At 62.0% G+C, this 14,970-nt stretch carries 12 protein-coding genes and 1 pseudogene; 3 read left to right on the top strand and 10 right to left on the bottom strand.

The window, feature by feature from the left end; genetic code table 11:
• Positions 1–264 precede the first annotated feature (264 nt).
• The 8 genes from guaA to ITJ43_RS03660 are packed head-to-tail and all read right to left on the bottom strand — an operon-like array spanning position 265 to position 9,487.
• Positions 265–1,878: a glutamine-hydrolyzing GMP synthase gene (gene guaA, locus ITJ43_RS03695; protein WP_228495297.1), complete on the bottom strand. Its 1,614-nt coding sequence runs from the start codon at positions 1,876–1,878 to the stop codon at positions 265–267.
• A complete protein-coding gene (locus ITJ43_RS03690) occupies positions 1,868–2,824 on the bottom strand; it encodes a carbohydrate kinase family protein (RefSeq protein WP_194582259.1) in 957 nt (318 codons plus the stop codon). The genes guaA and ITJ43_RS03690 overlap by 11 nt, the downstream gene beginning before the upstream one ends.
• Positions 2,821–3,675 carry a sugar phosphate isomerase/epimerase family protein gene (locus ITJ43_RS03685; protein WP_194582257.1) on the bottom strand — a complete coding sequence of 285 codons (855 nt, stop codon included), beginning with the start codon at positions 3,673–3,675 and terminating at the stop codon, positions 2,821–2,823. The genes ITJ43_RS03690 and ITJ43_RS03685 overlap by 4 nt, the downstream gene beginning before the upstream one ends.
• Positions 3,672–4,613, bottom strand: a complete 942-nt coding sequence (locus ITJ43_RS03680) for a nucleoside hydrolase (RefSeq protein WP_194582255.1) — start codon at positions 4,611–4,613, stop codon at positions 3,672–3,674. Before ITJ43_RS03680 ends, ITJ43_RS03685 begins: the two co-directional genes overlap by 4 nt.
• Positions 4,610–5,794 (bottom strand): ABC transporter permease, encoded by a 1,185-nt coding sequence (locus ITJ43_RS03675; protein ID WP_194582253.1) that lies wholly within the window; start codon positions 5,792–5,794, stop codon positions 4,610–4,612. Before ITJ43_RS03675 ends, ITJ43_RS03680 begins: the two co-directional genes overlap by 4 nt.
• 26 nt (positions 5,795–5,820) lie before the next feature.
• Positions 5,821–6,909: an ABC transporter permease gene (locus tag ITJ43_RS03670; RefSeq protein ID WP_323741110.1), complete on the bottom strand. Its 1,089-nt coding sequence runs from the start codon at positions 6,907–6,909 to the stop codon at positions 5,821–5,823.
• Positions 6,906–8,444, bottom strand: a complete 1,539-nt coding sequence (locus tag ITJ43_RS15280; protein WP_323741109.1) for an ABC transporter ATP-binding protein — start codon at positions 8,442–8,444, stop codon at positions 6,906–6,908. Before ITJ43_RS15280 ends, ITJ43_RS03670 begins: the two co-directional genes overlap by 4 nt.
• Positions 8,441–9,487, bottom strand: a complete 1,047-nt coding sequence (locus tag ITJ43_RS03660) for a BMP family lipoprotein (RefSeq protein WP_194582251.1) — start codon at positions 9,485–9,487, stop codon at positions 8,441–8,443. The genes ITJ43_RS15280 and ITJ43_RS03660 overlap by 4 nt, the downstream gene beginning before the upstream one ends.
• A gap of 40 nt (positions 9,488–9,527) precedes the next feature.
• Between ITJ43_RS03660 and ITJ43_RS03655 the strand changes: the two genes are divergently transcribed.
• Positions 9,528–10,856, top strand: a complete 1,329-nt coding sequence (locus tag ITJ43_RS03655) for an amidohydrolase family protein (RefSeq protein ID WP_194582249.1) — start codon at positions 9,528–9,530, stop codon at positions 10,854–10,856.
• Positions 10,853–11,449, top strand: coding sequence for a TetR/AcrR family transcriptional regulator (locus ITJ43_RS03650; protein ID WP_194582247.1), 597 nt, complete (start codon positions 10,853–10,855; stop codon positions 11,447–11,449). The genes ITJ43_RS03655 and ITJ43_RS03650 overlap by 4 nt, the downstream gene beginning before the upstream one ends.
• 418 nt (positions 11,450–11,867) lie before the next feature.
• Here the strand turns inward: ITJ43_RS03650 and ITJ43_RS03645 are convergent, their stop codons facing one another.
• Together ITJ43_RS03645 and ITJ43_RS15395 are read right to left on the bottom strand one after the other, a co-directional pair.
• Positions 11,868–12,458, bottom strand: a complete 591-nt coding sequence (locus tag ITJ43_RS03645) for a GNAT family N-acetyltransferase (RefSeq protein ID WP_194582245.1) — start codon at positions 12,456–12,458, stop codon at positions 11,868–11,870.
• A gap of 180 nt (positions 12,459–12,638) precedes the next feature.
• Positions 12,639–13,672, bottom strand: a pseudogene (locus tag ITJ43_RS15395) (polysaccharide lyase family 8 super-sandwich domain-containing protein).
• A 438-nt stretch (positions 13,673–14,110) separates the two neighbouring features.
• On the opposite strand from ITJ43_RS15395, the gene ITJ43_RS03635 reads away from it, so the two are divergent.
• Entirely contained in the window at positions 14,111–14,674 is a 564-nt protein-coding gene (locus ITJ43_RS03635) for a class I SAM-dependent methyltransferase (RefSeq protein WP_323741108.1), read from the top strand.
• Positions 14,675–14,970 lie beyond the last annotated feature (296 nt).

Raw genomic sequence — 14,970 nt, 5'->3', positions numbered from 1 at the left:
CGCAGCCGTATGTCACTGGCCCTATCGGCATACGAATAACAGTGGTCCGAGCAACAACCGGCGCCAATTGTGGAAGGCTCTCCAGCGTTTCAGACACGGTGCCGCGTCACCGGTCCAACCCTATGGACGTTGCGGGGATGAAAAATCTTTTAGTCAGAACACTTCCGAGTTCGGGCTCGAGACGGTGGATTGGGACCTCAACAAATGTTGTCTGTCGGCACGGAGGCTCGGGCCAGAAAAATGACCGGCATACGCGGCGGCCCGCTACTCCCATTCAATAGTTCCCGGCGGCTTCGACGTGACGTCGAGCACAACGCGGTTGACGCCCGCCACCTCGTTGGTGATCCGGTTGGAGATGCGTGCCAGCACGTCGTATGGCACGCGCGTCCAGTCGGCGGTCATCGCGTCCTCGCTGGAGACCGGGCGCAGCACGATCGGCTGCCCGTATGTGCGTCCGTCGCCCTGCACACCCACAGATCGCACATCGGCCAGCAGCACCACGGGGCACTGCCAGATCTCAGCATCCAGGCCCGCGGCGGTCAGCTCGGCGCGCACGATCGCGTCGGCGTGCCGCAGCAGTTCGAGGCGTTCGAAGGTGACCTCGCCCACGATGCGGATGCCGAGGCCGGGGCCGGGGAACGGCTGGCGCCCCACGATCACCTCGGGCAGTCCGAGCTCGCGGCCGATGGCCCGCACCTCGTCCTTGAAGAGGGCGCGCAATGGCTCCACGAGTTCGAACTGCAGGTCTTCAGGCAGGCCGCCCACGTTGTGGTGGCTCTTGATGTTCGCCGTTCCGCTGCCGCCGCCCGACTCCACCACGTCGGGGTAGAGCGTGCCTTGCACTAGGAAGCGGATGGGGTCGCCGTCGGCCTCCGCCTCGGCCAGCAGATCGACCTGCACCTGCTCGAAGGTGCGGATGAACTCGCGCCCGATGATCTTGCGCTTCTGCTCGGGGTCCCTGACTCCGGCGAGGGCGGTGAGGAACCTCTCACGCGCGTTGACCGTGACCAGCCGGACACCGGTGGAGGCAACGTAGTCCTCCTCGACTTGCCGGCGCTCACCTTCGCGGAGTAGTCCATGGTCGACGAACACGCACACCAGCTGGTCGCCTACGGCCTTGTGCACGAGCGCGCCCGCCACGGCAGAGTCGACGCCCCCGGAGAGCGCGCAGATGACTCGGCCGGTTCCCACCTGGGCGCGGATGGCGGCCACCTGGTCGGCGATCACGTTGCCCGGGTTCCACTCGGCCGGGATGCCGGCCGCGCGGTGCAGGAAATTCTCGATCACGTTCTGCCCGAACGGGGAGTGCTTCACCTCGGGGTGCCACTGCACGCCGTAGAGGCCGCGGGAGATGTTCGCGAAGGCGGCGACCGGGGTAGAGGAGGTGCTAGCGAGCACGTCGAAGCCCTCGGGGGCACGCACGACCGAGTCGCCGTGGCTCATCCACACCGTTTGAGCTACGGGCTGGTCGCCCAGCAGTGAGGAGGACGCGGCGGTCGAGACGTCGAGGGCCACATCGGTGGAGCCGTACTCGCGGGCACCCGTCTTCGCGACCTCGCCACCGAGCGCCTTGGCCATCACCTGGAAGCCGTAGCAGATTCCCATCACCGGCACGCCCAACTCGAAGATCGCCGGGTCAAGCTCAGGGGCGCCGTCCTCGTAGACGCTCGACGGGCCGCCGCTGAGAACAATTCCGACCGGATTCTTTGCAGCCACCTCGGCCGCGCTGATCGAGTGCGGCACGATCTCCGAATACACGCTTGCCTCGCGCACCCGGCGAGCGATTAGCTGTGAGTACTGAGCGCCGAAGTCCACCACGAGAACGGCCCGAGGGCGATCCGCAATCTCGGAAGCCTTGGTTCCAGTATCAGGATGCATCGATTTTTTCATTTTGATTCGCGCTCTCCTCTCGTGTGATGGCCAAAACAACCTCGTCTAGCGTTGGTGGATTCGCGCCGCCACGCATAACAACAATTGACGAGCACAACACTGCGAAATGACCGATTTCGATGAGACGCTCCTTCGTAAAAGCTGAGCCGTCGCGCACCTCCACTAGGGGCACGCCTGCGTCTAACAGTTCAGCAAGTTTGTGAATGAGGCCGCTCATAAATGCGTCTCCAGCACCTATCGTGTCGACGACGTCAAGGCGAGGTGTTGGAATGGATACCTTGTCAAATCCTGTCTGGAAGAGGGCCCCCTGTGCTCCGCATGTCAGGATGACAAGCCCTGGGCCTAGCTTCAGTATCTGAGAGATGGCCTCGTCGGCGGAAAGGTTGGGGTAAAGCCATTTCGCGTCTTCATCACTCAGCTTGACGATTGAACTCAATCGCGCGCACTCGAGGAACCGGGACCTTGCGGCTGCGGCTGAAGCGTAAATTTCGGGACGTATGTTGGGATCGAAAGTGACAATCGAACTAACCGATTCCAGGCTTTGCAGGAGCGTTGAAGCTCCGGGTTCAACAAACGCAGCTATTGATCCAAAGTGTAAGATGTCGGCAGATGGGAGGGCGGAACCCGTAAGCGCCCACTGAAGATTGAAGCTGTAGAGAGCCGACCCATCTTCCTGTATTCGAGCTGTCGCAGTCGATGTGGGGCCGTCACGGAAGGAGGACTCCGTGAGTACAACACCAGACTTGCTTAGATGTCTCGCGAGACGCCTTCCCCAGCGGTCTGAGCCGATTGCGGTGTTTAGCACCACTGCTTGCCCCAACCGGGCCGCGCCGACCGCGACGTTCATCGGCGAACCGCCCGGTAACCCTCGAGTCTCGGTTCGGTCATCGATGACATCAATCAGAGATTCACCGACGACAAGAACACGGCTCATGCGCCGAACACGTCCGAAATGGTCTGGCGAGCCTGGGATGCTATTTCGAATGAGTTGTCCCACGTGTTCCGCCAGATAGCAAGAGTATTCGAAAGGTTCGGATCTAGGACGACGGAAGAGAAGCTCTCGAATGTGATTGTTCCGTCATAGTTGATCGCCTTGAGCGGTTCGGCGATTGACGCTAGATCGAAGCTACCGCCGGCTAGACCACCACGGTTGCTCGCCCCGACGTGCAGGTAGCCAAGGCGCGAACCCGCCAGGCGAACCGCTTCAGCTGGATTGTCCTCCTCAATGTTCATGTGGTACGTATCCAGGTGAAGCACCACTTCATCCATACCGACGTCTTCAATGTAAGCCAACCCGTCGGACACCGTGTTCAGAAGGTTTGACTCGTATCTATTGACGATCTCGAGGCCGAGCGTTACTCCCGCGGTGTTGGCGCTAGAGGCAAGCTCGCGCATTGCCTCAATTGATGAACGTCGCTCAGCTGCTGTGATGGGTCGAATATGACGACCGAAGGCGCCGTAGATGATCCCTCCGACGTAGCGACTGCCGACTGCGCCCGCGAACGCAATCGCATCCGTCAAATAGGCCATTCCTCGCTCGATCGAGGCCCGGTCCTCGCTCGCGATATTCGCGTCAAAGGGGAGCCCGAGCGAGCATGTCGCGGTGAGCCCGTTACGTTCGAGCGCAGACTTCGTAGCGTCCACGTCCAGCCTGGCAGCGGCGAAGGCGGGGATCTCGATGGTGTCGAATCCGGCCTCTCGAGCGAGGCGGCAAGCGAGGTCAGTATTTGAAGGGTTCCATTCCCCGACGAATACCCCCGCGTGAATGCCGATGGAGTTGCTCATGGTGCTTCCTTTCTGTTGATTTGTCGCAGGAATTCCGACACGATCCCGTCAGGGTCGACTGCGGTCACGAAATCAATCCGTGGCCAGTCGCCCCCTTGGGAATCACGTCGATCTACGACTGTTGCTCCGCGTGTATGTGTGCCCTCGAGTTCGACGCGCGCTGGATAGGAGGTTTTAGATGCCAGCTCCGGGTTCATCAGGACGACGGCGGCCCCACCATCTCCGAGGAACGCCCCGCGCCCGGGAAAAAGTGCCGCGAGCTCTCTCAGGAGCAGGTGGCTCAGACGGGCTCGCGGCGAGTCGTCGGGTCGCGTACCGAGCTCATCCGTTGAAATGACCGGCTGAACGAAGACATCCAGGCCGTACAACGTGGTCGGAATGTCCGCCAGGAACACGGCGTCGGCCGCTTCCGGGTCGCGAAGGATATTGAACTCAGCGGCGGCCGTCACGTTGCCACCGGCGGCGATAGAACCGCCCATCACAAATATCCGGTCAATCCAGCGCGCCGCGCCCGGGTGATCTCGCAACAGTTTGGCGGCATTTGTGAGTGGGCCAGTGCACAATAGCGTCGTTGGTAGCCGGTCACGATCGAGGATTCGGGCCATGAGCTCGACGGAGTCCGGAAAGCTGCGCGCCTCGTCGGGCGGACCAACTACGACCTCTCCCATGCCGCTGGGCCCGAAAGCCTGGACGGGAGGAGGCGTGGCGATCCCGTCGTACTGGCCAGTTGCCGCACCGATTGGTACTTCAGGGTGGCCGAGAGCCTGCAGTACCATCGCACTGTTGTGCGCCGCGCGGATGCCATCCACGCATCCATCTACTCCCGTCACAGCGAGCAGTTCGAGCTCGGGGACGGCGGTCAGGTAGGCGAGCGCGAGTGCATCGTCGAGTCCGGTGTCGGCGTCTAGAAGGACCCGTCGCGGACTGCTAGCACTCATTCGAGGTCTCCGAGGTGTTTACCGACCGCTTGCGGAGGTCGGACCCGTTGACTTGCGATGACTAGGGCTACGAGCACCGTCACGTATGGCGCGACGTATGCCAGTTGCGCTGGAACGGCTGGAAGGAGAATGCCAACTGCTGCGAGGCTTGCTGCCGCCACGGCGAGTCCTGCCGTTGCGACGAGACCGACTTTGCGTGCGCGGACGATTGTAAGCAGTGCCAGACCAATTGCGACGATGAAGAGGAGCGCTCGGATAGCCTCACCTCCACCTCGGAGTTGAAGGGCATCGGTGAACCCGAAGAGGTAGGAGCCGATTGCGGTGCCACCGGGGAGCCAGTTTCCGAAGACCATGGCAGCCAATCCGAGGTAGCCTCGTCCGGCCGTCTGACCATCTCTATAGAGACCCGTACTGACCAGAACCAGAATCGCCCCACCGAGCCCGGCTAAGCCGCCGGAGACAATCACTGCCCCGTAGCGGAGCGCGCGGACTCGTAGTCCAACTGCTAGTGCCGCAGCGGGACTCTCGCCGGAGAATCGCAGGCGGAGGCCAAAGGGCGTCCGCCAGAGCACGGTCACCGTGAGTACAAACACGGCCGCCGTTAGGAGCACACCGCTGGAAATCTCACCGAACGCGCCGATCAACAGATCGGCCAAAGGCGCCAGTACTGGCCACCCGCTCTCCGCGAGTCCGCCGAATACGTCGGAGATCGGCAATTGGATAAGGGGCAAGAGTGGGACCGGTGGAGATTGGGTCGCTCCACCTCCGGACATAGTGGCGAAAGTGATCGAAGACAGAAATTTCACAAGTCCGGGAGCAAGCAGGTTTATCGCAACACCTGAGACGATGTGATCGATTTCGAAGGTCACCGTCATTACGGCGTGCAACAGACCGCCCAGGGCGCCGAGCACAAAGCCGAAGAGGAGTCCCACAATCGGGCTTCCTGACATGAGCGCGCCGAACGCCGCCCCCCAGGTCCCGAGAGTCATCATGCCCTCGAGCCCGATGTTGACGATCCCGCTACGCTCGGCCCACAACGCGCCGAGACCGGCCAGGAGAATGGGGCTTCCCAAAATGAGCGTCGCCTGGACATTGCCCGGCGCGGTGAGTTCATGGCCAGCAGGAATAATCTGCACGATAATCAACCCGGCGGCGGCCGCGGAGGCTGTCAGTACAGCCACGATCCAGCGTGGACTTAACGTTCTCATCATTTGACTACCTCCAGGGGGCCGGAGGCGGCCCGAACGGCGCGTGTTTGAGCGGCAAGAGCTAGCCGGCGAGCAATGCGGGTGGCAACAAGAACTGCGAGCACGATGATGCCCTCCATGATCCTGACGATCTCTGCGTTGACCCCTTGGAGCTGGAGAACGTTTGAAGAGTTGTCAAGGAACGCGAAGAGAAGGGCCGCCACTACCATGCCTCCGGCGCGGTTTCGCCCCAGAAGAGCGACAGCGACGCCGATGAATCCCAGTCCGGTGGGGAAACTCAAGGTATAGCTGCCCGTGGTGCCGAGCAGCGTCGGGATGCCGATGAGACCCGCTACGCCGCCGGAAATGAGCATCGACGTTATGATCATCCGTTTACTGGAGGCCCCTGCGAAGGTAGCAGCGGTCGCAGACATCCCGGTGGCCCGGAATTCGAAGCCGAGCACACTTCGCTCCATCAGAATCGCGAAGGCAATGCCGATCACCACAGCCAGTGGAACCAGTCCCCAGACGCTTGCTCCCTGGGCTGCCAGCGTCCACCCTGGTAGCAAAGACTCTGGCGCAATTGGTTTGGTCCCAATGCTGCCATTCGACTCAGTGCCGAGCACTGTGGGCAAGAGCAAATAGGAGATCAGTCCCAGGGCTACAAAGTTAAGCGCGATTGTCGAGATCACCTCGCTGACACCACGCCACACTCTCAGAACCGCGGCGATTCCGGCCCAAGCGGCCCCTACGAGGATGGCGACGGCGATGATTAGCACGTCGTTCGCAATGCCGGGCAAGATTCCCAATCCGCCGACGGCGCCGGCAATAAAGGCCGCGATTTTGTACTGGCCTTCCGTGCCGATATTGAAAAGTCCGATCCGGAAAGCGACAGCTGCGGCTACGGCTGCTAGATAGTAGGTAGCGGTCGCGTTGACGATGATTCCGCTGCTCGTGGGACTCAGGGCATTCGTCAACATGGCCTGCAGCGCGTCGATCGGCGACGCGCCGATTAATAGGAGGATCCCGGCCGCACAGCAAGCGGCGAACGCGACAGCGATAACGGGGGCGAGTAGCATGAGAAGACGGGCCGAGAAGGTGACGCTCACGCTGCGGCTCCTGTCATTGCGAGACCAAGGGACACAGCATCAGCCGAACTCGGCTCCATCTCGGCGACGATGCGTCCTTCGAAGAGGACGATTATTCGGTCGGAGAGGTAGAGGAGTTCGTCTAGATCAGCGGAGATCAGAAGCGTGCCCATTCCGCGTTCGGTGTGTGCGATGAGTTCGCTCCAGATGGCATGCTGAGCGGCAATATCGACTCCACGAGTCGGATGTGCTGCCACGAGGGCGCGTGGCTCCGAGGCCAGTTCGCGCCCGACGATGAGCTTCTGTTGATTACCTCCGGAAAGAGCGGCGGCACGAACGTCAACATCGCCCGCGCGCACGTCGTGTTTTGCCAGCAGCCGACGCGTGTCCGCTTTCGCCGCTGAACGGTCAATAAATCCGTGGCGACTGTTCGGGGCGAACGACTGCCAACCCAGAATGCGGTTCTCCCAGAGCGGAGCTCCAAGGAGCAGTCCTTGCCGATGCCGGTCCTCTGGAATGATGGCGAGGCCAGAGCGACGTCGGGCGGTCGGGCCTAGTCGGTTTACGGTGACACCATCGACACGGACTCTTCCGGTGCCGTCTCGCCGCAGACCACAGATCACGTCGATGAGTTCGGTCTGCCCATTGCCTTCGATTCCGGCAACGCCGACAATTTCTCCTGCGGCGACCCGAATCTCGATACCGCTGAGCGAGGAGGCGGTGGCGGAAGCGGGAAGACTGACGGAGCACACCTCGAGAGCGTGGGGCACCTCCGACATGGTCCTGCCGCGCCGACGAATACCGATTTCACCGATTGATTGCCCGACCATGAGCGTCGCCAGAGAAGACCGATCTGCCTTCTCGCGAGGTATCGACTCGGCCACGCTCACGCCCCGTCGGATGACTGTGATCTCATCCGCGACTCCTAGCACCTCATCGAGCTTGTGCGAGATGAAGAGGATTGCCAGTCCGGCCTTGACGAGTTTTCGGAGGCTGGAGAAGAGCCGATCGACCTCGGACGGCACGAGCACGGCGGTTGGTTCGTCGAGGATCAGAATCCGTGCGCCCCGCCCGAGCGCTTTTACAATCTCAACTCTTTGTCGGTCGGCGACGTTCAGGTCTCCAACTCTCGCGTCGAGATCCAAACTGATCCCCACCTCGTCACAGGTGGCTTCCGCACGGGCACGCGCGACGTCAAGCTGGATAGCGCCAAGCCTGCGTGGTTCATCGCCAAGAATTAGGTTCTCGAGAACCGTCAGATTGTCGGCCAGGGCGAAGTGCTGGTGAACCATGCCGATGCCTGCCGAGATCGCATCCCGAGGCGAGTGGAACGTAACTTCGGTCCCCTGCACGAGAAGTCGTCCGGCGTCTGGAGAGAGCGCTCCATACAGCAGGTTCATCAGCGTGGATTTTCCTGCACCGTTTTCACCCATCACGGCGTGAATGCTCCCTGGTCGGAGTCGAAGGCTGACGCGTTCGTTCGCCACAACTCCGGTGAAGGACTTTCTTAGGTCCACAGCCTCGAGGGCATAGGGTTCTTTGTCGACGGTGATCACTGTGCTGTCGCCGTCGGGTCGGTCGGCACCACGATCTGCCCTGAGATGATGGCCTGCTTCGCGGTTTCGAGCTGTTCGCGGATGTCATCGAGCCTGCCGCCGCTCGTTGCGTAGTCGACGCCGCCTCGGGCAAGGTCGTAGACCTGCGGTCCGGACTGGAAAGATCCGTCGCGGACTGAAGTGACGAAGTCGACGATTGCCGTGTCAACATGCTTAACCATGGACGTGAGGATTACGTCCTTTACGCCGGCCAGAGCCGTCTGCTGGTACTGGTCCGAATCCACGCCGATCGCCAGGATGCCTTGTTCAGCCGCGGCGTTGAAAACACCGGTCCCTGACCCGCCCGCTGCGGCGTAGATGATGTCAGCACCCCGGTCGGCCATTCCTGCCGTAGCAACAACCGCCTTATCTGGTGACGAGAAGCCCGAGAAGTCCGGCGCCTGGCTCAGATACTGAACGAGCACATCTGTGCCAGGGTCGATCGATTCGACCCCGGCCTGGTAACCAGCGAGGAACTTCTTGATCAGTGGCGTGTCAGCGCCACCGATGAAGCCCACGGTCTGCGTTGTTGATTTCAGGGCAGCTGCAACTCCGACCAGGTAAGAACCCTGCTCCTCGGCGAAGACCAGATTGGCCACGTTGTCGCCCTTCGCATCGGTCGAATCAACAATCGCGAAGTGCGTGTCGGGAAACTCTGCGGCCACTGTCGTCAGCGGAGTCGCGTAGGCGAAACCGACCGCAATGACTGGATCGGCGCCGGATTGCGCAAGCAAACGCAGCCGCTGCTCTTTGGCCTGATCCGACTCTCCTGACGAGGCTTCGAGCTCCTGCGCCTTGGCGCCGGGGATCGAGGCCACGATCTCGTCGAGGCCTCGCGCCGCAGCATCGTTGAACGACTGATCCCCCCGACCTCCGATGTCGTAGGCGAGGCCCACAACGGGACCCTTTCCGGCATCCGCTGCGGGCCCACCTGAACAGGCTGTCAACGCAACCACAGACCCGACGACCATCGCCGCCAAGACGGCGTACTTGGGACGCTTCATTACGAACCTTCTCTCTCTCGGAGTGGACTCCGCTGGCGAGATGAACCAGATGGTTCATCTAAGGAATGAATCATATGGTTCAATGAAGGTTCACGCAAGATCGAGGAGAAATCACATGGAGTTTGACCTAGCCATCACTGGCGCTAGCCTGCTTGTCGGCGCGGATTTTGACGTAATCGTCGATGGTGCTGTCGGCATCCGCGACGGACGTATCGCGTGGCTCGGTCGCTCGTCCGAGCTTGGTGAGCATGACCCCCGGCAGACGATCGATGCCGCCCACACCGCGGTGCTCCCCTCGTTCGTCAATGCACACACTCACCTTCCGATGTCCCGATTCCGTGGACTGGCCGACGACGTAACACTCGATGAGTTCATCTCTCGAACAACAGGGGCGGAGCAGGAAGAGCTGACGAGGGCTCGGGTAGAAGGTGCGGCACGCTCGGCCGCGATCGAGAGCATTCTCGGTGGAACGACGGCTGCCCTCGACATGTATCCCTTCGACCAAGAGGTGGCTCTTGGCGCTTCCAGCGTGGGGCTCGCGGCGCTAACCGGGCCGACATACTCGCGATTTGCATCCCCCGACGCTCGAGATTTCGATCAGTGGCTGATTGAATCGCGGCGACAACTGGAGAGTCTGCCTCTAGAACGGAGGCTCCTGGCGCCGCACTCCGCGTACGGCCTCTCTTTCGAAGAGATGTGCCTGATAGGCGAACTCGCTGCGGAGCTCCAGGCTAGAATTCATGTACACGCGAGTGAGAGTGACGAGGAAGTCGCACAGGTGACGCAGCTTCACGGGGCCCGCCCGATCGAGGTTCTCGAGCGGGCAGGCTTGCTCGGTCCTCGCACCGTTGTCGCCCATGCCGTCTCCGTAAACGCGGCGGAGATTCAGCGACTTGCCGACACTGGAACCTCGGTCGCGCACTGCCCATGGTCGAACCTGAAGCTCGGCTGCGGAGTGGCTCCCGTACCAGCCATGCTCGCTGCGGGCGTAAACGTCGCTATTGGAACAGACGGCACGGTCAGCAGCCCTGCCCTGGACGTCTGGTCTGCGGTGAGGCTCGTTGCGAATGTACACAAGGGCTGGAGTCACGACCCCCAGGCCGTATCGGCACGTGAAGCTCTCAGGATGGCTACTGTAGGCGGACAGCGAGCCATCGGGCGACCAGACGCCGGCACACTCGCCGTTGGCGCGCCAGCTCACCTCCAAGCGGTGAGGATCACCGGCCCGCATCTCGAGAGTTCGCGTAATCTCCTGGCGAGCCTGGTCTACGCGGGACGCCCCTCCGACGTGCGTCACGTCATTGCCGACGGTCGTATCCGCGTGTTCGATGGAGAGCTGGTGCTGGAAGGCGAGAGGATGGAGCAGTGAGCCACGACAGTCCGAGATCGGTGCTACTCGAAGCCGTGGTGAATCACATTCTGGCTGAAGGAAGCACCTCTCCAACGCTTCGCGATCTGGCGGCGGCCGCGGGCTCCAACAATCGCATGTTGCTGTACTACTTCGAAAGCAAAGATCAACTAGTAGGGGAAGCGCTTGACGCCGCGCTCCTGCGCTACCCGCTGATCAAGAACCTAGACGAGCGAATGGCAGAGACTGGCCTTCCGATCGAGGAACGGCTCTTGGGCACGTGGAGAGAACTGTCCCAGCCGGAGAATCTTCCCTTCATCCGATTGCTCATCGAATCGGTCATACAGACGAGCCGCAAGCCGCACAGCAATTCGGAGCTGCTACGGCATTTCAACGAAGACTGGGCTGAGACGGTTGCGGCGGCCCTTGCAGAGCAACTCGCCAAGGACGAGGCTCGCCTCGTCGCGCGTCGCATCGTGGCCGTCTGGCGTGGTCTTCAGCTTGATCTTGTCTCAGGCGGAGATCCTGAGTGGCTCAACCAGGTTCATGAGAGCTTTGTCGAGTCGATCTGTTCCGAACATTCGATCGATCGGCACCTCCGTACACGTTTCTAGGCAGAGTGGTGCTCCCTGGTATCTCCGCAGAGGGCATCCCGCCTTCCAGTGCTCACGGCTGCGCGAGGGCGCGTCTCCCAAATATGCGGTTGATGTGATGAGGGCGTTCAGGATGGCGCCGACACGGTAGGTGACGACGACTGTATCAAATCGCGTGGCGAAGCCTTGCGACGGAGCCGCCGAGCGGAGAACTCCTCGGCCCGTGCATCGGGCCACGGCGGCTCGTAGGGCCGCGAGGGCGACCGTTGAATGGTGGCGTCCTCGAGCGCGAGGTCCGGGGCTCGTCGCGCAACGGGCGTTTCCGATCTCGGGCAGCCTCTGCAGCGGCTGCGCGTCGACAGCGGCCTCACCCAGGGCCGGTCTTGAATGCCTTGCTGGGTTACCGTCCGACTTCGGATGGCAGTTGCTGATTTGCGGTCTACCGTCCGGCCTTCCACTCATCGGCCAGAAGTGCATACCCGACCCCGTCTATCCAGCCGAGGTCACGGTGAAGGGAATCGCGCACGCCGTAGAGTTCGCGGCGCATCCCGACGCGCTCAGCCAGCCGACAAGAAGACTCATTCGCCGCGAACGCCTCCGCAACAACTCGATGAAGGTTCAGGTCCTCGAAACAGATCCGCAGTGCTTCCCGGACGGCTTCTGTTGCGAACCCCTGTCCGCCGTATTCCGGATTCAGACTCCATCCAAGCTCTGCCTGCATATTTCTGGCGGCGGCGGCCACCTCGCGCTGCCCCCACGCGTCGCTCACTTGGACCATGAGGTCCCCGATGACATGTCCGTTCAATTCGATGACCAGAGCATCGCGGAGTCGCTCTTTTAGGAGCGAACGCCAATCGGCTTGATCAGCTGCGTGCCACAAACCCCATCTGCTGACTTCTTCGAGGCCCCGATACGTCCACATAGAGCTCTCGTCCGCCATGCTCACCCGGCGTAGCGTAAGGCGCTCTGTCGACAGCGGCCAGTTCACGGTGTCAAGAGGTGCTGGTGGGGTGAGGTCGACGTCGGTCATTACGTTCCATGTTTTGGAAGAGCGCTTCGAGAGCGCAGGTGGTGGTCAGGGCGTCTTGGCGGGAACTGGATTCGTTCAGATTTCGAGACTCCAGCTTACCGATGCCTAGAGCCGAGACAACGATTCGGGGGTAAAGGGAGTGGCTGCGCCACCCAGCGGCGATGCCGCACCTCCGGATGGTCATAGCGTGCTGAATGTGACATTGAAGGGTCTGCCGGCTACCGCGGTGGGATCGGTGGTGAGCTTGATCGTGGGAGAGAGTTGCGTGATCGTCACGCCGGGTGACACGGCAGAGGATGCGATGGCTGAGCGCTTGATCTCGAGGTGAACAGGTGTGGTGCTCGCCTGCGTTGGATCGGTGTATGACACCCCGAGTGTTCCCATTGCGGTCTCCGTGATCACTTCGCCCGCAGCGTCCGAAACTAGGAAGGTCTTATCGACCGGCACGGAGCCGCCCGCTGTAGTCCAGAAGATGCTGCGTGTTCCGATCGTGCTGTCGCGGGCAGCGAAGACCTGCGCTGTATTGAGTGGTACTACTGCTTCCGGCGAGGCTGCACAATTCTGTGTCTGAGCAGCCGTAGCCCCAGGGAGCACGACGTAGGAGTACCGCGCCACGGATGGTTTGGTTCCGTGGTCGACGACGAGTGAGATGAAGTCCGCCGATCGATGATCCGTGGCCCCGTTGACGTTTATGGCGTTCCAGGTCCAGTGCGGTGCTCCCGCAGTACCGTGAGCGGCGCGGCCCGCGGCATCGTGTAGCCGACGGATCCGGTGGGCCCCGAAATATGTGCCCAGGCGGGGTCGGTGAAGTTCTGCGGTGTGCCGACTGTGGTCGCGGCGGCGGCACCGTCGACGACGACAGTCTGATTGGCCAGCGACACTGTTCGCTGGTCGATCACCGTCTCGACGTGCCGCGTTTTCCCGTCCCATCCGGTGCCGGTCTGTCCTGTCGCTGTGACTCCGGCGCCGACGGCGACCACTTCGTCGTCGAAGAGGAACCAAGCCTTCTGCGCCACCAGTGTGCTGCTCGCGGCGTCGAGGCGCTGCGCGGCGACGCCGGAGCGGCCCGAGCTGCTGCGAAGCGACCCGACGAAATCGACCGCAGGTCGGATGTTCTTGGACGCGCCCGCGACGCGCACGAGAGGGTGACGCCCTTCACGGTGGAGTCCCGGCCAGAACCACCGCGCCTCGTGCGCGCGGGCCAGCCTCCGCATCCGCCAACCCTGGTTCTCGTCGAGAACCTCGCCGGACTGTTCTGGAACGAGCTGGCCCGGGTGCGGTTCGACCGCGACGACCGCGTTGGGGAGGCAGTCGAGCGGTGTCGGGCCGCCGTGCGCCTCGATGGGCGATGGTTCACCACAGAGCGCAATCTTCCCGAGGCTCGAGCGTCGTCGATTGTGGTGCCGCATCACGAGCGCTGGGTGCCTCTCGAGCCGGGAGCGGCGTGCGACGACGCGCCCGCGCCCGATGCCGCGGTATCGGCGATCGGTTTTGTCGCATGGGGAGACGGGACATCTGTACGCGTCACCGCAGTGTCGGTCTTCGCAGTAAAGCCCGCGGACGAACCGGCGCAAGCCCTAACAATAAGGCAGGATGATTAGATGCGAGCTCATGGCGGACCACCGTGGAACCACAACATCCACTTCCACCACGTGGTGTTGGAAGCCATCCCCAACGGCGCTGTTTCTGCGCTCGACGTGGGTGCCGGCGACGGGCTTCTCGCCGCAGAGCTTCGTGCTGTTCTTCCTGACGTAACTGGCCTCGACCTTGACCCGGATGTTCTACATCGGGCGGCTGCGGAGCACCGCGACATCAACTGGATACACGGCGACGCAATGACATTCGACTTTGGCCGAACGTTTGACATGGTCGCGTCCGTAGCGACCGTTCACCACCTCCCAAATTTGGCTGACGCCTTCGGGCGTCTCGCCGATCTCACGTCGCCCGGAGGAGCGGTCGTCGTCATCGGACTAGCCAGACCCGCCTCGCTTCGTGACCACGCGATGGGAATTGTTGGGGCAGTCCAACATCAGTGGTATACCCGAACAAGGAATGTGTGGACGCATTCGGCGCCCACCGTCTGGCCACCGCCTCACACATACAAGGAGGTTCGCGATTGCGCAGCCGCCATCCTTCCTGGCTCGACGTGGAAGCAGTTCAGCATGTGGCGCTACGCGGTGACCTGGCAAAAGCCAGAAATCGACTCTGTCCGCTGAGTACGCTTACTGACGCCCCCAGTCGTCGCGGACGTCACGGTCAATTGAGCGGTGAGTTCCACACCCGCCTCCTTGAATGATGTTGATCCACTGCGCGGATTCCTTCGCGACGTCGACCTGACGTTTACGAGGCGACCACATTGCGATTCTGCAAGGACGCACCCTGGCGGGACATGCCGGAGCGGTTCAGGAACTAGAACACGAGCTTCAAATACTTCGACCCGTGGTCCAAAGTCGGCCTCTGCGCCGTCTCCTCGACACTGTCCGTTCTCTCGCGCACCAACCCGGCGACCTCG

Source organism: Microbacterium sp. VKM Ac-2870, from assembly GCF_015350795.1.
Lineage (GTDB): Bacteria > Actinomycetota > Actinomycetes > Actinomycetales > Microbacteriaceae > Microbacterium.
This window is presented reverse-complemented; position numbering and strand designations above follow the sequence as displayed.

What these genes read in the sequence shown, in the direction of transcription:
- guaA (WP_228495297.1), bottom strand. Translation starts at nt 1,878, where the DNA reads ATGCATCCTGATACTGGAACCAAGGCTTCCGAGATTGCGGATCGCCCT.
- ITJ43_RS03690 (WP_194582259.1), bottom strand. Translation starts at nt 2,824, where the DNA reads ATGAGCCGTGTTCTTGTCGTCGGTGAATCTCTGATTGATGTCATCGAT.
- ITJ43_RS03685 (WP_194582257.1), bottom strand. Translation starts at nt 3,675, where the DNA reads ATGAGCAACTCCATCGGCATTCACGCGGGGGTATTCGTCGGGGAATGG.
- ITJ43_RS03680 (WP_194582255.1), bottom strand. Translation starts at nt 4,613, where the DNA reads ATGAGTGCTAGCAGTCCGCGACGGGTCCTTCTAGACGCCGACACCGGA.
- ITJ43_RS03660 (WP_194582251.1), bottom strand. Translation starts at nt 9,487, where the DNA reads ATGAAGCGTCCCAAGTACGCCGTCTTGGCGGCGATGGTCGTCGGGTCT.
- ITJ43_RS03655 (WP_194582249.1), top strand. Translation starts at nt 9,528, where the DNA reads ATGAACCAGATGGTTCATCTAAGGAATGAATCATATGGTTCAATGAAG.
- ITJ43_RS03645 (WP_194582245.1), bottom strand. Translation starts at nt 12,458, where the DNA reads ATGACCGACGTCGACCTCACCCCACCAGCACCTCTTGACACCGTGAAC.